The sequence below is a fragment of the Olivibacter sp. 47 genome, from assembly GCF_030372825.1.
Taxonomy (GTDB): domain Bacteria; phylum Bacteroidota; class Bacteroidia; order Sphingobacteriales; family Sphingobacteriaceae; genus Olivibacter; species Olivibacter oleidegradans.
This window is the reverse complement of the sequence record NZ_JAUCNR010000001.1, coordinates 3444515-3470983: the sequence shown is the minus strand read 5'-3', so window position 1 is coordinate 3470983 and position 26469 is coordinate 3444515. Positions and strand designations below refer to the sequence as shown.

17 protein-coding genes and 1 pseudogene are annotated in these 26469 nt (G+C 41.2%); 3 read left to right on the top strand and 15 right to left on the bottom strand.

The genetic code is table 11. The annotated features are described in order from the left end of the window. The first annotated feature begins 56 nt into the window (after positions 1-56). Positions 57-1136, top strand: a complete 1080-nt coding sequence (locus QT327_RS15140) for a Gfo/Idh/MocA family protein (protein ID WP_013667179.1) — start codon at positions 57-59, stop codon at positions 1134-1136. 39 nt (positions 1137-1175) lie between these two features. Here the strand turns inward: QT327_RS15140 and QT327_RS15135 are convergent, their stop codons facing one another. From QT327_RS15135 to QT327_RS15105, 7 genes and pseudogenes are all read right to left on the bottom strand, one after another. Continuing rightward, on the bottom strand, positions 1176-2042 hold the full coding sequence (locus QT327_RS15135) for a hypothetical protein (RefSeq protein ID WP_289553234.1): 867 nt from the start codon (positions 2040-2042) through the stop codon (positions 1176-1178). A 19-nt stretch (positions 2043-2061) separates the two neighbouring features. Then, a complete protein-coding gene (locus QT327_RS15130; RefSeq protein WP_289553233.1) occupies positions 2062-3651 on the bottom strand; it encodes a RagB/SusD family nutrient uptake outer membrane protein in 1590 nt (529 codons plus the stop codon). A gap of 19 nt (positions 3652-3670) precedes the next feature. Next, positions 3671-6766 (bottom strand): SusC/RagA family TonB-linked outer membrane protein, encoded by a 3096-nt coding sequence (locus QT327_RS15125; protein ID WP_289553232.1) that lies wholly within the window; start codon positions 6764-6766, stop codon positions 3671-3673. Between the two features lie 39 nt (positions 6767-6805). Continuing rightward, a complete protein-coding gene (locus tag QT327_RS15120; RefSeq protein ID WP_289553231.1) occupies positions 6806-7063 on the bottom strand; it encodes a DUF5110 domain-containing protein in 258 nt (85 codons plus the stop codon). A 149-nt stretch (positions 7064-7212) separates the two neighbouring features. Next, positions 7213-9105 (bottom strand): annotated as a pseudogene (locus tag QT327_RS15115) (TIM-barrel domain-containing protein); the annotation flags it as partial. Continuing rightward, positions 9050-9664 (bottom strand): alpha-glucosidase domain-containing protein, encoded by a 615-nt coding sequence (locus QT327_RS15110; protein ID WP_289553229.1) that lies wholly within the window; start codon positions 9662-9664, stop codon positions 9050-9052. The pseudogene QT327_RS15115 and the gene QT327_RS15110, both read right to left, overlap by 56 nt. Before the next feature lie 204 nt (positions 9665-9868). After that, entirely contained in the window at positions 9869-13882 is a 4014-nt protein-coding gene (locus tag QT327_RS15105) for a hybrid sensor histidine kinase/response regulator transcription factor (RefSeq protein WP_289553227.1), read from the bottom strand. 385 nt (positions 13883-14267) lie between these two features. Here QT327_RS15105 and dnaE point away from each other — a divergent pair, with 385 nt between their 5' ends. Then, positions 14268-18749, top strand: coding sequence for a DNA polymerase III subunit alpha (dnaE, locus tag QT327_RS15100; protein WP_289553226.1), 4482 nt, complete (start codon positions 14268-14270; stop codon positions 18747-18749). 118 nt (positions 18750-18867) lie between these two features. Continuing rightward, positions 18868-19188, top strand: a complete 321-nt coding sequence (gene trxA, locus QT327_RS15095; protein ID WP_013667172.1) for a thioredoxin — start codon at positions 18868-18870, stop codon at positions 19186-19188. Positions 19189-19253: 65 nt separating this feature from the next. Here trxA and QT327_RS15090 read toward each other — a convergent pair whose 3' ends face one another. From QT327_RS15090 to QT327_RS15055, 8 genes are all read right to left on the bottom strand, one after another. Next, the gene (locus tag QT327_RS15090) at positions 19254-20438 is read right to left on the bottom strand and encodes an aspartate aminotransferase family protein (protein ID WP_130855819.1); all 1185 of its coding nucleotides are present in this window, start codon (positions 20436-20438) and stop codon (positions 19254-19256) included. Between the two features lie 81 nt (positions 20439-20519). Further along, a complete protein-coding gene (locus tag QT327_RS15085; RefSeq protein WP_013667170.1) occupies positions 20520-20921 on the bottom strand; it encodes a hypothetical protein in 402 nt (133 codons plus the stop codon). Between the two features lie 6 nt (positions 20922-20927). Further along, a complete protein-coding gene (locus QT327_RS15080; protein ID WP_289553224.1) occupies positions 20928-21632 on the bottom strand; it encodes a hypothetical protein in 705 nt (234 codons plus the stop codon). A gap of 33 nt (positions 21633-21665) precedes the next feature. Further along, a complete protein-coding gene (locus QT327_RS15075; RefSeq protein ID WP_013667168.1) occupies positions 21666-22211 on the bottom strand; it encodes an RNA polymerase sigma factor in 546 nt (181 codons plus the stop codon). A gap of 66 nt (positions 22212-22277) precedes the next feature. After that, the gene (locus tag QT327_RS15070; protein WP_013667167.1) at positions 22278-23231 is read right to left on the bottom strand and encodes a transketolase family protein; all 954 of its coding nucleotides are present in this window, start codon (positions 23229-23231) and stop codon (positions 22278-22280) included. Positions 23232-23269: 38 nt separating this feature from the next. Next, a complete protein-coding gene (locus QT327_RS15065; protein ID WP_013667166.1) occupies positions 23270-24115 on the bottom strand; it encodes a transketolase in 846 nt (281 codons plus the stop codon). Positions 24116-24229: 114 nt separating this feature from the next. Further along, complete coding sequence (gene bcp, locus QT327_RS15060; protein ID WP_289553222.1) at positions 24230-24691, bottom strand: thioredoxin-dependent thiol peroxidase; 462 nt, start codon at positions 24689-24691, stop codon at positions 24230-24232. 58 nt (positions 24692-24749) lie between these two features. Next, a complete protein-coding gene (locus tag QT327_RS15055) occupies positions 24750-26465 on the bottom strand; it encodes a M23 family metallopeptidase (protein ID WP_289553221.1) in 1716 nt (571 codons plus the stop codon). Positions 26466-26469: the final 4 nt, after the last annotated feature.

Genomic DNA, 26469 nt, shown 5'->3' with positions numbered 1-26469 from the left:
TGGCTTTTTGTTTGCCTGAATCACTACCTTTAGCCTGACAGAATAGCCATACACTCATGAATCTATTATTTAAAGTAACGCTTGCTATTGTTTTGCTTATGCCTAACCATCTATTCAGTAGGGAGGTATTAAAAGTTGCCGTGGCTGGCCTAAACCATGACCATGTACATCTTTTGCTGAATTTGTATGAGCAACGGAAAGTTGATATAGTAGGAATAGCTGAATCAGATGAACAGTTAGTGCGAAGAATGCAAACAAGGTATAAAATTCCGGGGAATCTGTTTTACAAAGATCTTGCTACCTTATTACAACATGTAAAGCCAACCGTTGTACTCGCGTACAATCCCACGAATGAGCATGTACAGGTTGCTGAATTATGCATGCCGCTCAAAATACCCGTCATGGTAGAAAAGCCTTTAGCGACCAATACGGGGGAAGCTGCACGGATTGCTCAATTAGCAGAAGAGAATGCCACGCTATTTTTAACTAATTACGAAACTACCTGGTATAGAAGTAACCAACGTCTCAAAGCTTTGCTTCGTGAACAAGCAGCTGGAACTATTAGGAAAATGATGGTGAAAGATGGTCATGAAGGCCCTAAAGAAATAGGATGTAGCGAAGATTTCCTTAATTGGTTAACTGATCCGGTAAAGAATGGGGGCGGTGCTTTAATGGATTTCGGGTGTTATGGAGCTAATTTGATGACTTGGCTTAAAAACGGAGAAAGACCGAAGGCCGTTATGGCTATCACCAAACAGCTCAAACCCATGATTTATCCGAAAGTAGAGGATGATGCTACCCTTGTTCTTGAATATGCGGATGGCAGCACGGGGATTATCCAAGCTTCCTGGTGCTGGCCTTATAGCGTTAAGGATTTACAGGTGTTTACTACGAAAGAGCAGTGGCACGCAGTAAATGGGACCACGCTCCTGAAGTATACTTCGCATCAGAAACCAGAATCGATTTCGCTTACAAACGAGTATTACGAAAATCATTTAGCCTATCTAGAAGCCCTTTTAAAAGGTGAGGTGCGAGCAGACGACGATTTGTCTTCTTTAAACAATAATGTGATTGTTGTAGAAATATTAGAAGCTGCAAAAAAATCAGCTATGGAAGGTAAGCGTGTTGAATTGTAAAATAGAAAGCAGGCTTCATACGAAGCCTGCTTTCTATTTTTACTTATTTTGACTTTCAGCAAAGTCTTTAGCTATAAAATTGTATACCAATAGCGCTAAGCCTTCACCGTCGACATCCTTATCACGGTAAACTCCTAATCGCAGCGTGTTTTCATCAAGGGCTAAAATTTCGTAGGTAGTCCAATTAGATACACCGGTAATACCGTTTTTAGCCGGCTTATATCCTCTGAGTATCGTTCCTCCGTTTATCGTTAAGGTTTTGTCGGCTATATTTAGCATATAGGTGCCTTTTTCTTGAACGTTATTTTCCATCCTCTTGATGTTCCGGAAATCGGGACTTGTTAAGAGCGAGAAGGTCATTTCACCATAATCTCCTCGTGCCATATTGTCGGGATAGATTCCTTGCCCGGCATCCCACCAAATATTCGAGAAATTATTGGGATCAACAAAAGTCATCGGACCCTCAAAAAAAAGGCCGTCGGTGTCGAGCACCCAAGTTTTTTCATGACCGGCGCCACCGGATATATAGGTCCACATAGGATCGCTAACATAATTGAGATTATTCTCAGTAACTGTGATTTTCACAGAATCAACCTCAACAATACCACCACCTGTCATAGCCGAAAACTTAATCGTGTAATCGCCTTTAAATGCATAATGAATGGTATCTTGTTGTCGGGTTGATTTTCCGGTTTGATAATCCCATATGGATACTGTACTAGCTGTGTTATTTTTCAATATAACCGTATTACCACCTGCATCGGCATTGAAATCTTGCACAACTTCGAACTGGATTTGGGACTTATCCAAAGGTTCATCCAATTGATAGTCTTTTTTCTGACAGGAGCTTATCAGTATAGTGATACAAGTCACGATCAGTGCTATATTTATTTTCTTTGCTTTCATTTTTAATAGCTTTAGTATGTTACCACCCTGCATTTTGAACCAGTACACCATTAGACAGGGTTATTTGATTGTTCGGAATTTGTTGTAATCCGTTTGTTTCATTGATTTTCCCGGCACTGATCGTTTTACGCACTTCTTGGCCCCCGTTTAATACGGTGGTGCTTTCAGCGATTGTTGAAGCGGCTACGTCTACGCCTTGACGTAGTAAATCCCAGTAACGAATTCCTTCTAACGCAAATTCAAGCTTGCGCTCATTCATAATGGCCGACTGACTAACCGGTTGAGCGGAAAAATTAGTGCCAAAAGCACGCCTGCGTACGGCATCAAAATAAGTTTGGGCGTTAGGGCTTCCAAGTTCTGCTGCCATTAAAAGCACATCCGCATAACGAATGGATACATAATCTTGGAATTGGCCAATTTGAAAGTTGACCCCTCCTTTGTTTACGGCAATGCTGTTTCCGTTTTCATCTACCAATGGGCTGTACTTTTTGTTGTAATAGCCGGTATACTCTCTTTGCTTACTTTGATTGGTGAAGTTGATGCCCTCTTCTGCGATGGCGATGATGGAAGCTGTTCTGCGACTATCATTTCTATTATAAGCATTCCATAACTTTGGATTGACAGTTGCGCCACCCCATCCGTTGCCATAAGGAAAACTCCATTGCTCGCGCATGCCAAACATAACCATCCAATGATTACCATCCGTATTTCCATCATAGTCGCTTGTAAAGGTATACTTGATAGCAAAAACGGTTTCTTTATTATCCTCTCCCACATAGCTTTCTAAGGAGGCTGGCCATAGATGAGCAAAATTCTCTACCAACGAAAAGCCTCCGTTATTGATAACGTCTTCCAAGTAGTTGAGTGCAGCACTACGGTCAACCACACCTACCAAGTCGGTTTGCTTGTAGTAACCTGTATAATAAAGGAACACTCGGCCCATTAAACTTTCAGCTGCCCATTTTGTAACCCGCCCATAAGTGGCGGTTGGTTGGCTTGCGTAAGATGTTGCCGGCAAATTTTCTATAGCGAACTTAAGATCATTGGCTATAACCGTATAAACTTCATTAGGATCGGCTTGCGGTATATTTTCATTGCTCGGCTCCGTTAATAAAGGAACGTGCCCCCATAACCGGATCATATCAAAATACAAATAGGCACGGATAAAACGTGTTTCTGCTTCGTATACAGGACGCAGATCGGCTTTGTTTCCCCATTCTATACCGTCCAATTTTCCTAAGAGCATATTACATCGATAGATTGCCTTATAATAGGCGATCCAATTATCAACAAATAAATTCTGGTCAGCGGGTGAACGTAGCCGATCAAATTCGTCCAACATTTGATAACCAAAGCCGTCCGAATTACCCGTACCACCAAAGCAGTTATCAGATAGGATCTCAGTAGCAACTGGTAAGCTAACGCCACCGGCCCAAACGATCTGTAAACCATCGTAACAGCCGACAAGAGCTTTATATGCATCGTCCGTGGTACGATAAAAGTTTTCATCCGTCAATTCGGTTATTGGCTCTGTATCTAAAAATCCTTTCGTGCACGATCCTAATGTTAACGTGCTCGCTAAAAGCGTATAGAGAATGAAATTTTTCATTTTTTCAATAGATAATTGGTTAAAAAGTAATGTTAGTTCCAATCATAAAAGTTCTTGGGCGTGGATAATAACCTAGGTCGACACCACTGGCAAATCCTTCGGCATATCCTATTTCCGGATCCATACCGTCATATTTCGTAAAAGTGAAGGCGTTCAATACAGAAGCAAATAGGCGAACTTTTCTTAAATAATTCTTTTTAATGATTTTTCCGAAATCATAACCCAATGTAATGGTACTTATACGAAGGAAATCACCGTCATGAATGTATAGGTCAGAAAAGTTAGTCCAGTTACGTGCATCTTCGGTAATGCGAGGAGTGGTATTCGATGATCCCGGCCCGTGCCAACGGTCAAGTATGGCGGTTGTGTAATTGGAATATGGATCCGTATGATTGCGGTACGATTGCACTAATTGATTACCTGCCACGCCCGAAGCCTGAATTGCTAAATCGAAACCTTTATAATTAGCTGTAATACTGAAACCATAGGTAAAGTCGGGGTTTGGGTTGCCAATCATGGTTTTATCCGTTTCGCCGATCTGTCCGTCACCGTTTACATCAACATAACGAACATCTCCCGGTTGTGCACTGGGTTGTATAAGCGTACCATTGGCATTGCGGTAGCTGTTAACCTCGTCTTCAGTCTGGAAAATCCCATTTGTTTTATATCCCCAGAAATAGCCAATGGGAAAGCCGTTTTGTGCACGATAAAACTCACCGGAGTTAGCAAACAGTAAATTGTTGGCACCATGGATAATTCCGTCTGCAGTGGGTATACTGCCTACTTTATTTTTATTGTAAGTACCATTAAGGCCTACACTGTAGTTAAACTCACCAATATGATCATGATAATTCAATGCAAGTTCTACACCGGTGTTTTTCACATCACCGCCATTTATAAATGGTCCGTCTGCTCCCGCTGTTGCCAACACGGGAACCTGGATTAACCAATCTTTTGTGATTTTATCATACCAATCAAAGGCAATGTCCAGCCGATTTTGTAACAATCGGGCATCGAAGCCGATGTTTGTCTGTTGCGAAGTTTCCCATTTCAGGTTAACATTGCTTAAGCGACTTGGATAGGCGCCCGGTGTAAGCACACCCTCTTGATTTCCAAAGATGTAATTGGTATTCAGGAATGTTACCGGCGACATAAATTGAAAGGCATCTATTCTTTGATTACCAACCTGTCCCCAGCTCGCCCTTAGTTTAAAGAAATCCAACCAGTTTTTGGTGCTTTCTGCAAAAGCCTCGTTGGAGATAACCCAACCGGCAGAAATGGACGGAAAATATCCCCAACGATTACCGCGCGCAAATCGCGATGAACCATCCGCTCTAAAGGTCGCATTTAATAAATACGTGCCTTTATAGTTATAGTTAAGCCGTCCAAAATAAGACATACGCTTATCCGCATCATCGGGTGCGCCCCTTAAAGTCATCTGTGCTGCATCATTAGCGTTGGTGGCATTAGATAACCAGGCGTGCTCTAGATCGTTGAAGACCGCATTTATATTGGCTCCCCAGATACTCGATCCATCGTATTGAAAGGCCGAAGATCCAACCATGGCCTCAAAGTGGTGATCGTCTTTTATATCGAACGTATAACTAAGTAAATTATCCCATAGGAGGGATTTATTCTTTCCCATATTTTGATTAATTCTGGAAAAATCATTGAAAGAATAAGCAGAAAGCCTATATATGGGGGTAAAAGATCTACTTTCATTAACATTATAGTCCAGCCCTAAGCTGGTTCTAAAACGTAGGCCTTTCATAGGTTCTACTATTAAATAAACATCGCCAAATAAACGCTGACTATTGCGATCATTTTGATTGCCATAATACATGGTTGCATAAGGGTTTGCCTCACCGGTGTTCCATGAGGAATTGGTGTTGTCATAGAAATTCCCCTCTTCATCGTACATTGGCACCAAAGGACTGGTATTGAAAGCCCCCCTTAACGAGTTGTTGTATTGATTACCTACCCCAATCCCGTTACTGTTCAAATAGGTAAATGTGAGATGTTCTCCTAACCGTATAATGTCATTGTATAAGTTGTGTTCTGAATTGATGCGATAATTGAAACGCTCATAGTTGGATAAACTTTTACCTCCTACAATTCCCTCCTGCGACGTATACGCAAAGGAAGTCGAATAGGTTGATTTTGTACTGCCCCCTTGTGCACTTAGCGAATAATTTTGCGTTAATGCATTATCCTTGAACATTTCGTCCATCCACATGGTCCCTTCTCCGAGATTGGTTATCTCTTCATTCGTAAAATAAGGCACTTTTCCGGCGTTAATAGCTCCTTCGTTCATAATAATGGCGTATTGTTTGGCATTGAGCATATCGATTTTCCTTGCCAATTTTTGTAAGCCGGTATAAGTGTCCACGGAAATTTGTGCGGGCTGATCCGATTTACCTGTTTTAGTAGTAACGAGTATCACGCCATTGGCGGCCTGTGAGCCATAAATAGCCGCAGAAGCAGCATCCTTTAGCACATCCATGGAGGCGATGTCGTTGGGATTCAGGTAACTGATGTCGTTTGTTAAAACACCGTCTACTACGTAAAGTGGACTGGCATTGGCGATCGTTCCGACACCCCGGATGATGACACGCATGCTTTCTCCCGGCTGTCCGGAGGTTGAACTAATCTGAACCCCCGGTGTTTGTCCTTGTAAAGCTTGCAGTGCATTGGTTGTGCTTTGCTTTTGAATGTCATCGCCTTTTACTTGAACAGAGGCACCGGTTATCAACTTTTTCTGCTGCACGCCATAGCCTACCACTACTACCTCGTCTAGATTTCCTGTTGTTGGCTCGAGCGCGACGTTAATAGGTGCAGCGGATGTCAATTTTACTTCCTTTTCTTGCATACCGATATAGGAAAATATCAATGACTGGCCAACGTTGGCATTAATGGAGAAATTACCGTTTTCGTCGGTTGATATACCCTGAGCGGTCCCTTTGATTTTTACACTTACCCCTGGAATAGGAAGTCGGTCTTCCGTAGAGACCACCTTCCCTCTAATTGCTTGTTGGGCGAATGTCAATTGTACTGAAAATAGCAGTAAAAGAGCCCATAATCCAAGCTGTTTAATGGTTTTTTTGAATGTTAGCATATTCATGTTTTTAGGTCTTACCGTTGCTGGCTTGTTTATTTAATTGTTTGTTAGTTTTACCTTGATACTATTGCCCTTATAGCTCACGCTTGTGTTGGGTTTAGCTTGGCTATCTATACCGCTAGGTCGTTGCTTGCTGACAAAAACGATGTTAAACATCCGACTTTTAGGCGCGGCCGTGTAGTTTCCTGTTCTTTTTGAAAAGGTGACTGTTTTTGTTTGATCGTCGTATTCAATTTGAATGTAGTTAAAACCTCCTTTTTCATAGTTATAGGTGAGTCCATCGTCTTCATACAAGGTGAAATCGCCATTTCCGCCTTCGAAAACATACAACGTAGTGGCTTGATCATTTTTTTCGTCAGTATACTGTAGGGAGGGGCCAACGGTAGAATGGAGCCCGCTTTAACAAAAACAGGTATACGCTCGAAGGGAGCAGGTGCATCGATTTGTTGGCCTCCTTGGACCTGTTCACCGGTGTAAAAGTTATACCAGGAAGTTCCGGTCGGTAAATAGAGGGTGCGACTGTTGGCTCCTTTACGGGTGACCGGGTTGACAAGCAAGGACGGACCCAACATAAACTGGTCGTTGATATTGTAAGTTGTAGTATCGCCGGTGAAGTCCATAGCCAATCCCCGTAGTATACTATAGTCATCGTGATAGGTTTTACAGGCTAAGCTATACAGATAGGGAAGCAACCGATAACGTAGGCGTATATAGTATACCATGCTATTGTAGGCCGGATGTCCTTCAGGAGCGATGTTAAAGGGCTCTCGGAACGGAAACTGCCCGTGAGCCCTAAAAATAGGCGTAAAAGCGCCAAATTGGTACCATCTGCTGTTTAGTTCGCGCCATTCTTCCTGATCGGCAGCCTGAGGTTGGTAATATCTTTTTTCAACTAAAAAGCCGCCAACATCCATTGTCCAATAGGGAAGTCCGGACATTGAGAAATTCACACCAGCTGCTATCTGGTCTTTCATATCATTCCAGGTAGAAGCAATATCTCCACTCCATGTGGCAGCGGCGTAGCGCTGTTGCCCGGAAAATCCGGAACGTGTAAGCATAAAAACTCTTTTATTAGGATCTTCCGCTCGCTGACCTTCGTAAATTCCTTTGGCATTTTGCAATGGGAAGGCATTATAATAACGTGTCGAAGATCCGATAGACGGTTGAAACACGTCTTTCCTTTCCTGAACACTTATATTCGAATGAATATCCGGTTCGCTAGCATCCATCCAGAAAGCATCAACACCTTTTTGATAGAGCTTTTTATTGAGCAAGTCCCAGAATCCGCGCCTTGCCTCGGCATTGAAAGGATCGTAAAACGTCGAAGTGTACCCTTTTCCTATCCAATCTTTCCTGCCATCCGCAATGTTTCGTCTATATAGCCAACCATATTCCATGAATTGAGAATAGGTGGTAGCTTCTTGGTTAAATTTAGGCCATACGGAAATCATGAGTTTGAAATGGTCTTTATGCAGTTGAGAGATCATTCCTGTTGCATCAGGGAAGCGTGCAGCATCAAAATTTTGGCCTCCCCAATCTTTTTCGGGCCAATATGACCAATCGAGTACAAGATTATCAATTGGAATGCGGCGTCGTCTAAATTCTTTGGCTACTTCTAGGATTTCAGCTTGCGTTTTATAGCGCTCGCGACTTTGCCAATAACCAAACACCCATTTGGGCATCACGGGTGCCTTTCCGGTAAGCGTACGATACCCACTGATTACGTGGTCCATATTACTTCCTTTAATAAAGTAGTAGTCAATGCCATCACCCGCTTCTGAATCGAAGCCAAAGATTCGTCGCCCTGCTTGTGGAATGGGGCGTTGCCAATTTATTCCTAAATACGACTGGGCGCCTTCCGGTTTCCAATCGATTTGTATGGCGTGTTTCTCATTGGCCTCCGTGGCGAATTCCAATTCGAAGCTTCCGGCATTCCATGATTCCCTCCACCGGTCCTGTAAAAGTTTGCCGTCGATCCAAACCTTGATATAGCCTGCATACTTAAAGTGTAGGCGTTGTTTACCGGTTAAAGGAGAGCTAAAGTGACCCTCGTAACGAACTAAACACTTGGAGAGGTCAATTCCTTGAGGAAATTTATATAAATCACTCAGATCATTGTAATCGATATCCGATTCGGCGCGCGTTGTAAAAACCTCTTTTTCGTTTTCTTTATTTACATAGCTCGCTGTTAACCAGCCTTGTTGACTATCTTTTGCATACAATGCTAAACCGGATAAAGGCAATAGTTCGCGCGTGTCTCCGACTTTAGTAATAGCGTAATTATTCCATAAGAGCCCATAGTTTTTTTGTAGACAATAACATGGGTACGGCAACATCGGTGTTGTATTGCAAAAGGGTGACTTGCTTGCCCTGGTAATTCATAATACCGTTTTGATGTTGGCCAAGTCCGTATAAGCCTTCGTCTTCACTTATTTTAAAATCTTGCTTTATTTTGTAAAACACATCGCCGTTGGCAACGCCCGGAGTAAATGCTTGGGCATTTCTTGGCATTTCGCATAAGATGGTATCGCCATTAGGATTTAAGAAGGCTATCTGGCCTGTCAGCAGGGAAATACTAAGTTGAAGCACTTTGTTTTTGAGGTGAATGGTATTCCCGGTTTCCTCAATAGCGTGTGGCGTCGACTTACTTTGAAGTGTATCGGTGATGGAAAGTTGGGCCGACTGCTTTACCGAGTTGTTTAAGGGAGTTGACCTGATATGTACAATGCTGTCACGAATGAATTCAATTGCTAGATTTTGATCAATCGTTCCGGGAGCATTTCTAAATGTCAACGAAATTCCGTTTTCAGTTTTTCGATAATCAGCTTTCTGTGCATTTACCAGTAGTGGTAAACTGCAACAAAGTAGGGCAAAAAGAGTAGGTAATTTTGGCATGTTTTGTTACAAAAAAAAAATTCTTGTTTTACAAGTTTTGGTTAGTTTGTTTTGGTTAGTCCTGTAAAACTTGTGAGACAAAACTACGCGTACACCCAATATGGGAGGGGACGGAAATGTTTATAAATAGGGGTATTTTGGTTAACAATATAGATCTGGATGCTTGCTTTATCGCGTTTTTTCGTCGCAAACGGTATAGAAAATCTACTGATTCTGTTTATACACAGAAGGCAATACCGCATACATTGCCTTAAAATATTTGCTGAATTGTTTAGGATTATTGAAACCGACTTGATAAGCTACCTCTGCAACACTTAGATTGGATTTTGCCAGGAGTTGAGCGGCTTTGCGCAATCGAATATTACGAATAAACTCGGAGGGCGTATGGCCATTTAATGCTAAGAGGCGTTTATATAAACCTACGCGACTAATGTTTAGGGCTGCCGCTAAATCTTCTACTGAAAATGTCGTGTTGGCTATATTATCTTCCACGATTTTGGCTGCACGCCGTAGAAATTTTTCGTCCTCAGATTCAATGGCGGTGATAGAAGGAATAACTTCAAGTTGTTTTTTATAAGTTCTTTCCAATAATGTCTTTTGCTTTAATAGGTTGTCGATTTTTGCTATTAGCAACTGGAAATGAAAAGGTTTGATGATATAATCTGACGCGCCGGAATCAGTAGCTTTTAGCTGTATCGCTTCATCGCTATAGGCTGTCAATAACATAACGGGTATATGACGGGTTCGGGAATCGTCTTTTATCTTTTTGCATAAGTCAATACCCGAATCGCCGGGCATCTGTATATCCGAAATGATTAAGTCGGGATGTTGCCCAAGTGCTTTTACCCACGCTGATTGTGCATCAAAAGCATAATCCAGTTGAAACTTATACTTTAAGTTTTCATATAGGTAAAAAATCAAATCTTCATCATTATCAACCAAAAGTATTGATGGAAGCTTTTTCCCTTGCTCCCTTTTGTGTTTTTGTGGATGGAGATCGGGTCCAACTTCAGCTAGTGCAGATAGGGCATCGCTGTTTTTTTCAACATTAACAGGTAATGGTAGATCAATTGTAAAGGTGCTACCCACGTTCTCTTGGCTATTGAGTGTAATTGTTCCACCTAGCAGTTGCACGTAATCATGTGTAATTGATAATCCAATACCGTTTCCTTGATTGTAAAGGTTCTTGGTGTCAACATGTTGAAAATAACGTTCAAAGATTTTTTCTTGCTGATCTGCGGGTATACCTATTCCTGTATCTTTCACTTTTATTTCTAAGTAATGTGAATTTGCAGCATCTTTTACTGTAAGTATTACCTCCACTTTACCATTTTTGTCGGTGAATTTCAACGCATTACTTAATAAATTAAATGTAATACGTTCGATTTTTTCTTGATCGAAATAGGCGTAAAAGCTGCCTTTATTTGAGATGAATGAGAGTGTTATATGTTTTACGGCCGCAAGATCCATAAAAGAATCAACATGTTCTCTGATGTGCGAGATGATATCACCTAAAGTTAAGTCTATCTTTAGCTTGTTGCTGTCAACCTTTTTTAAATCAAGAAGTTGATTGACTAAATTCAATAACCTTTTGGCATTGCGCTTCATGGTTTGCAACTGAGTCTTTTGTCCCTCATTTAGCTTTTCATCCAGTAATCGATCAATTGGTGCTAGGATGAGACTTAATGGTGTGCGAAATTCATGACTTATGTTAGTGAAAAATTGTGTTTTAGTTCTGTCTAGCTCAACTGCCTGTTTAAAAGCTTCGCGCTCCTGTTGCAGTCGAAATCGGCTTTTTTGTCGTTTCCTTTCAATATGTCGGATCAGTAAAAGCGAGGCAACAAGCAACAGAATGTAAGAGACATAGGCCAGAGGTGTTTTCCAAATGGGGGGAGCAATTTCAATGCGGAGCAAGGTATAGGGATCGCTCCATTGTCCATTATCGAGCGACGCTTTTACCTTGAATTCGTAAACACCCGGATCCAAATTCGTAAAGGTTATTTTGTGATCGCCCTGGTCAGGTAACCAATTGTCATTAAAACCTTCAAGCTGATAGAGAAACCGTCGATGCTCCTTCGTTATATATTCAAGCGGCGAGAAGGTAATTGTAAAAATATTCTGATCATAATTTAGGGATATGTTTTTGGTATAGGTAGGGGAATTGATTAAAATGGAACGACCATGATATTCTTTATCGATTTCCAATGTCTCGTTGAATAATGAGAAGGCTGTTATTACCGGTTTAAATGGCGCTTTTAATTTAGGAATATCCTTTGGGACGATGATGTTAAAACCAGCTGGCCCACCGAAAATAAGCTCTCCCGCTTTTGTTTTGTATACTGCATTTTCATTAAAAGAAAGGCCCTGAAGACCATCTTGGGTATGATAATTTTTGATATCCGGTAATTCGTTATCGCTTTCCCGATAGTGTATGCATGATAGGCCTTTTAAGGTGCTTACCCAAAGTCTGCCCTGTGCGTCTTCTAATAAATTCAGCGCAAAATTATCAGGTAGGCCATTTGTATTCCGAAAATCTTGAAAGCTATTTGATCCAGGTTTATACAAGTTTAGACCATCTTGTGTAGCAATCCAAATACGGCCATGTTTATCTTGCAATAAATCCGAGATATAGTTATTGCTCAAGCTGTCTTTCCCGGTTCCGGCCGTAAACTTGTAAATGATTTCGTTAGATCGATTCAATATCACAATTCCCTGCGCACCTCCGACCCATAGATGTCCGTTTTTATCTTCCATTATGGCTGATATGTACTTCGGTATGCCTGCATTGTTCACACTGACAAACCGATCATATTCCGCTTCATAGTAATAAAGCCCGTTTGATAGCGTTCCTACCCATATCCGGCCTCTGCTATCCTGATAGATTTCCCATATATTATTATCATGAGGGTATCCATCTCGATCTGATTCAAGCGGGTATTGCTTAAACGTCTTGCCGTCGAACATATTTAGGCCGCCGTGGTAAGTGCCAACCCAAAGTCTATCTTTTGTATCGAGCAGCATGCTGACAATGATATTGCTACTTAGGTCGTTGGGTAAGCCGGTTTGCTTATAAGTTTTGAACTGATTCTTGGCGCGGTCGAAATACAAAAGACCACCGCCATTTGTACCTATCCATAAATTGCCCTGACGATCTTCTGCAAATCGATTTACATCTTCAAAGGGTAACCCTGTTTGCTTGTTTACCAGCGGGAACATAAAAAGTTGCTTATGATAATAGCTTAGCCCTTGTTTATATGTTCCAACCCATATGATTTGCTGGTCATCCTTATAGAGTGAAATGGTGCTGTTCTGTGCTATCGTGGAAGCATTGGCATCATGATGAAGAATATAGGACACGGAGAAATCCTTTTTGTGTAATAGATTAATTCCACCATGATCAGTTGCTAACCAGATATTGTTGTTTTCATCCTCGGTAATATGGGTAACTACATCCGTATTCAGCGCAGCAGGTTTGCTGTTTTTATGCAGGTGTCTGGCGTCTGTTTTTCCCTTTTGGAGGTAGTAAACACCAAGCGGAACATCTGTTGAGTAAACCCAAAGGTTGTCATGCCGATCACAAAATAGTTTAAAGATTGCACTAGACAAACCATCAACCGCTTTTGTGATCGCTTGAAGACGTTTTCTGCACACGAGGGTTTGAATATCTATAGTCTCTATCAATCCATTTGCGTAAATTGTATGCAATGTTCCATTGCTTTGCGAAAGTGCTATACCGGTTATGTTTTGTCCGTTGAGGCTTTGAAGGCGGACGCTCGTTTTTTTTACAGGATTATATCGATATAAGCCATTTCCAACAGTTAGAAACCAAAAATTCCCCTGACTATCTCGCTCTATTTGAATAATGTCTGTAGGTGGTAGTCCATAGGTTTTTAATACGCTATCTACATTCCTGACGAAATTTTCGTGTTTGTCCTGATAGATGTTTAAGCCTTTTTTACTTTTTATCCACAGTTTGTTTTCAGGGCCGATAAACAGATCGATGATATTATTGTCCTTTATGCTGGTAATATTTGCGTTAGAGTGGCGGTAAACCTTGATTTGACGGCCATCGTACCGGTTTAAGCCCGCTGAAGTACCGAACCAAAGAAAACCGGTTGAATCTTTAATAATGGCGCTTATGTGGTTATTGGATAAGCCATGCTGCTCGTTCAACTGGTAGAATCGAATATTACCTATACGTTGTGCTAACGTTGTCATTATGCTAAACAGTATCAAAATCAGGGTATATAGGGTAACTCGTCGCACGGTTAAGCAATTTATTTCAGTGGATCGACAGTAGATGATTAGATCAAAACTGTTGGTTATTGTTAGTTTTTGTTCCACCAAACCTATAGAAAATTGGCGTGATTTCCAATTTGCTAAATAACCTTAACTGAAATAAGCGTTCTTTTAACACTATAATATACCGTTAAAAAGCGCAATCTCTGATAGTTTGAACAGAATAGCGGTAGCGGAAAAAAACTTGCTTTCTCTACGGTATAATTTCTGACATATGTGGATACTTTTGTGATCAGGTGGCAAGCGGATACGTTTAATTTTCTGTAGTTTTGTGTCATCTTATTGCTCAATCCATTTAATAGCTATGTACTTAATTTTTGATACTGAAACGACAGGATTACCGAAACGTTGGGATGCACCCATTACCGATACAGATAATTGGCCGCGCTGTGTGCAGATAGCTTGGCAATTACATGACGATATGGGCCGTTTGATTGAGCATCAGGACTATCTGGTTAAGCCGGAAGGTTTCAATATTCCTTATGATGCTGAACGGGTCCATGGTATCTCTACCGAGCTAGCTTTAGAACAGGGAATTGATCTGGTTGAGGTGTTGGAAAAGTTCAATATTGCTTTGGATAAAGCCAAGTTTATTGTTGGACAGAATATCGGTTTTGACATCAATATTATGGGTTGTGAGTTTCATCGGATGGGAATTGCCACAACCATGGGCGAGAAGGCGGTATTGGATACCTGTACAGAGGTTACGGCAAATTTGTTACAGCTACCGGGAGGTAGGGGTGGTAAATTTAAACTTCCCAATCTGACAGAGCTGCATGCATATTTATTTGGAGTACCCTTCGCTGAAGCACATAATGCAACCGCCGATGTTGAAGCTACGACACGCTGTTTTCTAGAGCTGATCAAGAAGAATATTTTCACTGCGGCTGAGTTACAAGTTCAGGAAGATTATTTTGAGGTTTTTCGAACGAATAATCCAGATCCTATCGCGGCAGTTGGTTTACAGCATGTTAATCTGAAAGCAGCCTCTGATTCAATTAGGCAACGTTTAAAGGCTGATCAAGATAGCATTTCACAAAAAGATCTTGACGCCAACAGAGAGGAGCTTAAAGAAGTCGATTACGTACACCTTCATAACCATACGCAATTTTCCATTTTGCAATCGACCATTTCTGTTTCCGATTTAGTGAAGGCCGCCGCTAAGCATAGAATGCCTGCTGTAGCAATTACTGATCATGCAAATATGATGGGCGCTTTTCACTTTGTCAGCAACGTGCTGAATCATAACAAGGCGGCAGAAGCCAAAAATAAAACAGCCGTGGAGAATGGAGAGGAGCCGAGCGAAGTGATCATTAAGCCTATCGTGGGCTGCGAATTTTTTGTTTGTGATAATCATGCGGATAAGACGAGAAAGGACAATGGTTACCAGATTGTAATGTTAGCAAAGAACAAGACAGGCTACCATAACTTGGCCAAGATGTCTTCGTTAGCTTATACTGATGGATTTTATTATGTACCTCGTATCGATAGGAAGATAATTGAGCAATATAAAGAAAACATTATCGTCCTTTCAGGAAACTTATATGGTGAAATACCGAATAAGTTACTCAATATGGGAGAAAACCAGGCGGAGGAAGCTTTGATATGGTGGAAGGAGACTTTCGGTGAGGACTTCTATATCGAATTGATGCGACATGGCCAGGAAGATGAAAATCGTATCAATGCCAGTTTAGTTGAACTGGCAAGGAAACACGGGGTAAAACTTATTGCAACTAACAATACGTACTATATAAACAAGGAAGATGCGCATTCACATGACATTCTTTTATGTGTTCGGGATGCGGAGAAACTAGCGACACCTAAAGGGCGCGGTCGAGGCTTCCGTTACGGACTGCCCAATGAGGAGTACTACTTCAAATCGGGCGAAGAGATGAAGAAACTCTTTACCGACATCCCTGAAGCGATTGCAAACATCCAGGAGATTGTAGACAAGGTAGAGGTTTACTCACTTTATCGTAATGTACTTTTGCCAAAGTTTGATATTCCTGAAGAATTCCAGGTAACAGAAGATCAGCTGGACGGCGGTAAAAGAGGAGAGAATAAATACCTTCGACATTTAACTTATGTAGGTGCCGCTAAGCGTTATAGCGAGATTACACCGGAGATAAGAGAGCGGCTTGATTTTGAGTTACAAACAATCGAAAAAACCGGTTACCCAGGCTACTTCCTGATTGTACAAGACTTTATTGCGGCGGCTAGAGAAATCGGCGTGTCCGTTGGGCCGGGTCGTGGCTCGGCTGCAGGCTCCGCGGTCGCTTATTGCTTGGGAATTACAAACATCGATCCAATTGCATATGATTTACTTTTTGAGCGTTTCCTAAATCCCGATCGTGTCTCCATGCCGGATATTGACATCGATTTTGATGATGAAGGCCGGGGACGGGTAATGGACTACGTTATAAATAAATATGGCGCCAATCAGGTAGCACAGATTATTACCTATGGTACAATGGCCGCCAAATCTTCTATTCGAGATACGGCAAGGGTGTTGGACTTACCATTATTTGAAGCGGACAAAATTGCGAAACTCGTACCAAACTTAAAGCTCAACAAGCTATTTAATATGGATGCACAGGCTTTGAAGAGCGCTTTAAGAACAGAAGAGCTTGAGAGTGTCCGCGAATTAATCAATTTGGCAAATGGTAATGATCTCGGAGCTGAAACAATCAGGCAGGCGAAAGCATTAGAAGGGTCTGTGAGAAATACAGGAATACATGCCTGTGGTGTAATCATTACGCCGGATGATATTACCAATTTCGTTCCTGTATCCACGGCGAAAGATTCCGAGCTTTACGTAACGCAGTTCGATAACTCGGTGGTTGAAAGCGCAGGTTTATTAAAAATGGACTTTCTGGGTTTGAAAACCTTAACCTTGATTAAGGACACGGTCAGCTTGGTGAAACATACGAAGGGGATTGAACTAAATCCTGACTTTTTTCCGATTGACGATGTGAAGACCTACGAGCTTTTCCAGCGCGGTGAAACGGTAGGTATTTTCCAATACGAATCGCCCGGCATGCAGAAGTATATGAAGGAGCTAAAGCCGACCGTTTTTGGTGACCTGATTGCTATGAACGCTCTTTATAGACCCGGGCCATTGGAATATATCCCCAGTTTTATCCGACGAAAAAATGGAGAGGAGCCCATTACCTACGATTTGGAAGCTTGTGAAGAGTACTTAAAAGAGACCTACGGTATCACCGTTTATCAAGAGCAGGTGATGCTTCTCTCCCAGAAGCTAGCCGGTTTTACCAAAGGTGAAGCGGACGTTTTGCGTAAGGCTATGGGTAAAAAGCAGCGCGATGTACTGGATAAAATGAAACCGAAGTTTGTGCAACAAGCAGCGGAAAAAGGACATGATGAAAAGGTTTTGGAGAAGATATGGAAAGATTGGGAGGCCTTTGCAAGTTATGCCTTTAATAAATCGCACTCCACTTGTTATGCGTGGGTGGCCTACCAAACAGCCTACTTGAAGGCCCATTATCCTGCCGAATATATGGCCGCTGTATTATCCAATAATATGAACGATATCAAGCAAATATCATTCTTTATGGAAGAGTGTAAACGAATGGGATTAACGGTTTTGGGTCCGGATGTAAATGAATCATTCTACAAGTTTACGGTGAACGACCAGGGAGCTATACGCTTTGGTATTGGTGCAGTAAAAGGAGTTGGAGCCGGCGCTGTAGACACCATTGTGAGCAATAGGGATGAAGGCAAGTATCTATCCATTGCCGATTTTGCCCGGCGCAGTAATCCACGTACGATCAATAAGAAGGTATACGAAAGTTTGGTGTATAGTGGGGCTTTTGACTGTTTTGGTATAAACAGGGCGCAATTCTTCCATGTGCCTGAGGGGCTAAGCCAAAATGGGATAGAGCGTCTAATAAAATATACGAATGATTACCAGTACAACAAAAATAATGCAGCTATGTCATTGTTCGGAGGAACCAGTGATGCGGATATTCCCGAACCATCCTTACCGCCATGCCCTGAATGGGGATTGATGGAGAAGCTGCGTTACGAAAAAAACGTTGTTAGTATGTATATAACCGGGCATCCAATGGATGACTATCGTTTGGAATTGGAGTATTTTTGTCAACACAAGGTGAGTCAACTCCACTTGATTGACAAAATGAAAGCCGGTGCAGGGAAAGATGCTGATAACGGACAGGACGCAGGACTAGAATCTCCGGAGGAAGGAGTAGAAGATGTCAAAACGGAATTTGCTAAGATAAAAAATAAGGATTTAGTAGTAGGAGGGATGGTTACCGCAGTTTACCATGGCATGACCAAAACGGGCAAACCCTATGGACGTATGACCTTTGAGGATTACAGCGATTCGTATGAAATGGCACTTTTTGGTGAAGATTATGTTAAATTTAAAGGGTTTATGAACGAAAACTACTTTTTGCAGATTAGGGGCACAGTTAGTGAACGTTTTCGACAACAAGATAATTGGGAGTTTAAAATCACTTCGATTCAACTATTGTCTGAGCTTCGGGATAAAATGGCGAAATCGATCAGTATTCAGGTACCGCTGCATGAACTGAACAATAAGTTTGTAGATAATCTGCAACAAATTATTCATAAGAATCAGCAGGAACAGGAAATTAGAAATTGTCAATTGAAGTTTGTATTGTTAGACTATGAAGATAAGGTAAGCTTAGAGATGCCTGCAAAGGGCATGAAAGTACATCTAAGTAATGAGTTTTTACAAGATTTGCGAGCTTTAACGGGCGATAGGGGCTATAAGTTAAATTAGTGTCAGATTGTCAGATACTATACTTTGGCAAAGCTTTTGAAAGTTATCTTTGTAATATCAATTCTAGGATGTAGGAAAATCTTGGATATTAATAATAAGCATATAAAATAAAAAGATAATGGCATTAGAAATCACAGATAGCAACTTTGATGAAGTTGTTTTGAAATCAGACAAACCCGTGTTGGTGGATTTTTGGGCAGAGTGGTGCGGACCATGCCGTATGGTAGGACCTGTTGTTGAAGAATTAGCAAAAGATTACGACGGTAAAGTTGTTGTAGGAAAAGTGAACGTGGATCACAACGCCGAAATTTCTACTAAATACGGAATTAGAAATATCCCGGCTTTATTGTTCTTTAAAAACGGTGAGATTGTGGACAAACAAATCGGTGCCGTGCCTAAGTCGGTTTTGGCTAGTAAGTTAGAAGCACAGTTAGCTTAGGTTTTCGCTGTTAGGTATTAGCTGTTAGCAAATTAGCTAATGGCTAAAGCCTAATAGCTTAAAGCTCATAAACGATCCAAACCCTGTTTAATAACCGTACAAGCTGCTATTATTTCTTCCTCTTTAATAATTAATGGCGGAGAAACGCGCAAAGCCGTTTCGTGATGTAAAAACCAATCGATCATGACGCCATTTTCTGCACAGTATTTACTAACAGCTTCGACTTGCTGAAAAGACGTTAGCTGAATGCACATCATGAGGCCAATGCCTCTTACTTCTTTTATGAGTGGGTGCTTCAAATGAGCTTTGAATATTTCATGTTTCTGTGGAACAGTATCCATTAATTTCTCTTCCAAAATAACCGTTAAGGACGCCAGCGCTGCAGCACACGATACAGGATGTCCGCCGAAGGTGGTAATATGGCCTAAGATCGGATTTTCTTTAATAACATCCATTATTTCTCTTCTAGCAATAAATGCCCCTATGGGCATACCCCCACCTAAGCCTTTTGCAGTTAATAATATATCCGGGACAATACCATAATGCTCAAAAGCGAAAAGTTTTCCAGTTCGTCCCAGCCCTGTCTGTATTTCATCTAGTATAAGAAGAGCTCCCGTCTCATTGCAACGTTTACGTAGCTGTTGCATATAATTTATATCCGGCACACGGATGCCCGCCTCTCCCTGTACGGCCTCAAGCACTACGCCAGCGGTATCTGTGGTGATTTTTGAGAGATCGTTGAGTTCGTTATAGTTGATATAAGTTATATTAGGAAGCAAGGGCTCATATGGTATTTTATATTTTTCATCTCCCATTAAGCTGAGAGCACCTTGCGTACTTCCATGATAGGCCTTCTTCGCAGCAATAAACGCGGAGCGTCCGGTGTATTTTTTAGCTATTTTCATCGCTCCTTCAGTTGCTTCGGTGCCCGAATTTACGAAATAGATGTTGTTCAGGGTAGAAGGGAGTTGCTCTAACAACTTAGTAGCCAAGGCCACCTGAGGTGCTTGAATAAATTCGCCATATACGGTAACGTGGAGATATTTTTCCAGTTGATCGCGAATAGCCGTTAAAACTCGAGGATGCCGATGTCCGATATTACTAACAGCGAAGCCTGATACTAGATCCATATACTTTTGGCCGTCGGGCCCATAAAGGTAAAGCCCTTCTGCTTTTTCAATTTCTATTAACCGTGGGCTTGTAGACGTTTGTGCGGTATTCAATAAAAAAAGTTGGCGATTACTTAACATAGAAATCCTTTCAATTCACTCTGTGCGTCGAAGGTACAGATTTAAAATAGTATAGAGGTACGGGCGGGCGATAAAGATCTTTTACTCGTTTCGTCGGTCTTTCAACTCCTGCAATAGTTGCTCCCTAAATTCTCGCTCCGCTTCAAAAAATTTAGCGGTTCGTTGTGCATTTATTATAGGAATAAAAGCGTCACGATAACGCATCTTCAAAGCTAAGACCTCCGAGTCATAGTCTAATTCACTTCTCTTTTTTCCGGTTTTAGTTCGCCGTTGATGAATCAGTGCCCTCATTTCCCGCTGGTATTGATTATATAAAGGGAAAAAACGTTCAGCATCAGCCGGACTTAAGGAAAGTTCTTTGGTTATGTAGGCTATCTTGGCAGCTTCAATCTGCTTAAATCGATTCTGTTGATCTCTATCTTGAGCCTTCAGCGTGAAGATAGAAGCAACCAACAGTATATATGTAAAAAGTAATTTCTTCATTTCAAGTTAGATACTGTAATCCAAATAGGCTTCTATATCTTCTTCTGAAAATTTGGGTTTATCCATTTGAATGACACCATCAAATTGAGCTTCAAGAAAAGCAGCGTCTCCCGGTTCACTATAATACTCCAGATAGTTCACAATTTCATTATCGGGAATGCTTTTCAAAGTACGTTCAAAATTGTTGGATTGATACTGAAAGAAACCGTAAACACCTAAGCCGATTGCTATGCAAGCCGCTGCCGCATAGCCGATCCAGGTTAGATTCCGATTTTTCCTTCTTAATGGAAATGCAATCTCCCTTGTCTTTGCGCTTTTAGCTGTGGAAACTATCGCTTGATTGATTTTTTTATCTAATTGATCAAAATAATTTTGCGGTGTGACAAAACCCGAGCTCGTAACTTTTTCCCTTAGTTTTTCGATGAAAGGGTGATATTCAGTATCTTCAAACGTAGAATTTGCCAGTGTCAGGTTGTCTTCCTTTTCTATTTTGGCAATGATATGGTCACTAAGTGATTCAAAATACCCGTTTGGTACAGTGAAGCTTTTCTCCATATCGGAAATGATGGAGACACGTTGCATGATGTTAGCTTCCAATCGATCAAAGTAATCCTTAGGCACAATAAATGGCGTATCCTTTGGATTAGGCAGCAGCCCTTGTATGCCAGCTAAATCATCTTGATAATTACGTTCATTGTCCATAGTGCTCATAGTAACTCTTAGATATAGATTACGCTAAAAGGTTTAATCGTTATCACTAAAAAATTGTTCAATTTTTTTTACGGCTAAATGATAGGATGCTTTTAGCGCACCAACACTTGTTCCCAGGATTTCAGAAATTTCGTCATATTTTAGATCATCGAAATATTTCATATTAAAAACCAGTCGCTGTTTCTCCGGTAAGGTTAATAAAGCTTGCTGTAATTTTAGTTGAGCTTGGTTTCCGTTGAAGTAACTTGAGGTAGTGAGGGTGTCCGACAAATAGGAAGCAGAATCATCATCTAAGGATATACTTTGATACTGCTTCTTTTTATTTAAAAATGTAATACACTCATTGGTTGCGATACGATAAAGCCATGTGTATAGCTGCGCATCGGCTCTAAAGTTCTCCAGATTTTTCCAAACTTTTACAAAAATATCCTGCACCAAATCATCCGCGTCATCGTGATCTACTACCAGCCTACGGACATGCCAGTAAATCCGCTGCTGGTATTTTTTTAGCAATAAATTAAAAGCCTCATTTCGAGTTCTTTCGTTAGAGAATTTTTCAATTATTATTGAATCTTCCATTAGAGAGCTTGATGGTTGATAACAACGGAAGGAAACCTGTTACCTTCCGTTGCTAACCTAAACCATTTATTTTCTTTTGATAACTTTCTGAGCGGCGCTAACAATACTCGCAGCATTTAGTCCGTATTTCTCCATTAATTGTGCAGGTGTGCCACTTTCTCCGAAGCTGTCGTTAACAGCAACATATTCTTGGGGAGCTGGATGGTTTTTAACCAACACTTGGGATACGCTATCACCTAAGCCGCCAAGACGGTTGTGCTCTTCTGCTGTCACCACACAGCCGGTTTTAGCCACAGACTTTAAGATTGCTTCTTCGTCCAAAGGTTTAATGGTATGAATATTTATAATTTCAGCGTCTATTCCCAATGCAGCAAGCTGTTCTCCTGCTTGAATAGCTTCCCAAACTAAGTGACCGGTTGCAATAATCGTAACATCGGAACCCTCGTTTACCATCCAAGCTTTGCCGATTTCAAATTTTTGATCCGGGTCGGTAAAGATTGGTACGACAGGGCGGCCGAAACGAAGATAAACAGGACCATCGTAGTCGGCGATCGCGATCGTTGCGGCTTTTGTCTGGTTATAATCGCAAGGATTAATCACCGTCATACCGGGCAACATTTTCATTAAACCGATATCTTCCAATATCTGATGGGTAGCGCCATCTTCGCCTAATGTTAGACCGGCATGTGAGGCACATATTTTAACATTTTTTCCGGAGTAAGCGATAGACTGGCGGATTTGATCATAAACTCTTCCCGTGGAGAAGTTTGCGAAGGTTCCGGTGTAGGGGATTTTTCCGCCAATGGTTAAACCGGAAGCAATTCCCATCATATTAGCTTCAGCAATTCCTATCTGGAAGAATCTTTCCGGAAAATCTTTGATGAATGCATCCATTTTTAATGATCCAACTAAATCGGCACACAGTGCAACGACATTGCTGTTTTTTTTGCCTACTTCATGTAAACCAGCTCCAAAGCCCGAACGCGTGTCTTTCTTGTCCGTATATGTATATTTCTTCATTTCGTAATATTGAATAGTGTATGACCAAGTCAGGTCAATTAATAATCTCCTAAAGTTTCTTCAAGCTGTGCTAGTGCTGTAGCTAGCTGTTCATCATTGGGTGCTACACCATGCCATTTATGTGATCCCATCATAAAATCAACGCCATATCCCATTTCGGTATGCATAAGAATCATAACCGGTTTTCCTTTTCCTGTACGGCTTTTCGCTTCCGTTAAGGTTTCGATGAGCTGCGCCATATCGTTACCTTTTGCCTCCAAAACATCCCATCCGAAAGCCTCCCATTTGGCTTTTAAATTACCTAAAGAAAGTACACGTTCGGTTGGGCCATCGATTTGTTGACCGTTTAAATCAATCGTTGCGATAAGGTTATCCACTTTATTATGTGGTGCATACATGGCAGCTTCCCATACTTGGCCTTCTTGCAATTCACCATCGCCCATTAAAACATAAACCAGTTTATCATCCGCATTTAGTTTTTTCGCACGGGAAGCTCCGATTGCCACGGAAAGTCCTTGACCAAGAGAGCCAGAAGCAACACGCACACCCGGCAAATGTTCATGTGTTGTTGGATGCCCTTGCAGCCTGGAATCAATCTTTCTAAAAGTTGCTAGTTCACTTTTGTCGAAGTATCCGGCACGTGCCAAGGTGCTGTAAAATACGGGAGATATATGTCCATTGGACAAAAAGAAAATGTCTTCTCCAATACCATCCAAGTTGAACGTAGGATTGTGTTCCATTTGATGGAAATAGAGGGCTACGAAAAAGTCTGCACATCCCAGTGATCCTCCCGGATGGCCGGACTGGCAACCATGTACCATGCGTACGATATCTCGACGTACTTGCTTTGCTATGTTTTCAAGTTTTGCTATGTCTGCACTCATTATAATTTGTGTTAAACGATATTAAGATGCTAAGATAAATATTTTTAGTTATTAGCCGTTAATTAATAGTTGTTAATTTGACACTTATATTGGTTGGTCTTTTAAATAAATGGTCTATTTTACCAAATCCCGTATCTGGCGGGAAGCATTTTTATTATCGACCTTTCTGATGATATGTTCAATGATTCCCTTTTCATTGATCACAAAGGTAGTTCTGGCTGTTCCCATGTATTTTCTACCATACATATTTTTCTCCACCCAAACACCGTAGTCCTCAACTATCTTTTTATCCTCATCAGCCAATAAGTTGAAAGGGAGTTCATACTTGCTGATAAACTTTTGATGCGATTGTTCACTGTCAATACTCACTCCTAATACCTCATATCCATCTTGAAGGAGAGACTGATAATTATCTCTAAAGTTACAGGCTTCGGTGGTGCAGCCCGGTGTATTATCTTTCGGGTAAAAGTATAAAATCACTTTTTTACCTAAATAGTCTTTCAGTTCTACGGTTTCACCTTTTTGATTTTTGGCGTTAATCGCCGGTGCTTTATCACCTTCTTTTAGTTCTTTCATTTTTTTAGTTATTAGATTTTAGCCGTTAGCTAATGACTAATAGCCAATGGCTGACAGCTTATTTCACAAAATCCGCCTCAAATACTTTTTCGTTGTCTTTCCAGTCTTTTACACGCAATTTGAACCGATGCCTTCCTTTAGGGAGGTTGTCGTCAAAGGTATGTCGGAGAGATGCACTTTTGGGATCATATTCCATTAATATCCATTGATCATCTATGTAGCCCTCAAATGACTGAATTCCTGATAAATTATCGGATATTTTGAAGTTAATCCGACTGTAGGCACTCATATTTTTGTTTGCAGAGAGATTAAGCGAACGGATAATGGGAGCGACGGTATCAACGGTGATGTAAAAACTTCCCAGGGTTCTTGCAGTCGTCATAACAAAACCATCTTTATAAATGCCTCCTTGCGAATCGCCTTGCGCATTTACAATAAGAGCTTTGGATTGCAAGTTGCGGGGCACGTCCTGCGCATTAATTGCCAAGCTATATCCCTGATGCACCGGAACCATGCGGTTATGGATGTGCTGTAGATGTGAATAAGCACCTTTTGGACGCGTACCTTGATCGTATCTAAAATATAAATCGCTGTATAGGCTGCCTTTAGGCAGGTTAATCTTTATCGCGTCATTTTCAAATTGGTTATCTTGCCCATAATAAAAGAAAGTCGTTCCTTCGTGATTCTTTTTTGCTATCGTATACTGAGGATCGTTTCTGACTTCGAATGATAAAGTACTCACATTGCCCATTATATCTTTTACTTTATAAAGAAGCCGATGACTCTGTTGATCTTTAATATGGATGATACCCCGATTATGAAGATTGTGGTAAATTTCTAGTTTGTTCCCTTGTTCCACGAAGCTCTTTTGTATTCTTCTTTTATGTAATATATAAGACGCATAATCAATATGTGCATTAATGGCTCGACTATTGTCAAAAGAAAAGCTCTCCCAGGCCGCTGTATAAATGTTCTTTCCATCCAAGAAAAGTTCAATGGAGTATACGCCGTTTCGATTGGCTGATGCAGAATTGAGGTCGGAAGCTACAATTCCAAAAGCAGTTGGTCCGTTGATGATGATCGTTTTTGTCGGGGTAATTTTATATTCACCACCGGTCCCCGAAACCTGAAAGTGTTCTCTTTCTGTGTTTTCGTCGTATGTATCGCTTCCAAATCGATATACCGTTAAAGCGCTAATAGTAGGAGGGACCCTGTCGGGAATTGTCAGTCCAAAAAGTTGAGCGTTAATGGTATGCTCGGTCTTAGTATCTCTAAGTTCAAAATGCAAATGGGGTCCAGCGGACCCACCGGTATTCCCGGAGAATGCGATGACGTCTCCCTTCTTCACCGGAATCATTGTGGCTGTCAACGGAAAATCTACATCAAATCTTTTTTCACTGTATTGCTTATCTTTTACAAGCGTGGCGATTTTTGCATTGAATTGTTGTAGATGCATATAAACGCTGGTATAACCATTTGGATGATCTATATAAAGCGCATTTCCGCCACCGCCTATTTGGACGCGGGCACGAGAAATAAAGCCATCAGCTACGGCGTAAACCGGATAACCCTCTCGCTGATTCGTCCTATAATCTGTTCCAGAATGAAAATGGTTTGACCTCAATTCACCAAAGCTTCCGGCTGCCTGTGGCGCTAGGTCTAGCGGAGGACGAAAATAGTTCTGCGGGTATTGTTTTTGTTGAACGCGCGAATCTTGAGCTTCTACCGGAAGCATGAAATGGAGAAATAGCGCGGTAATATAGAGAAGTTTCATCCGC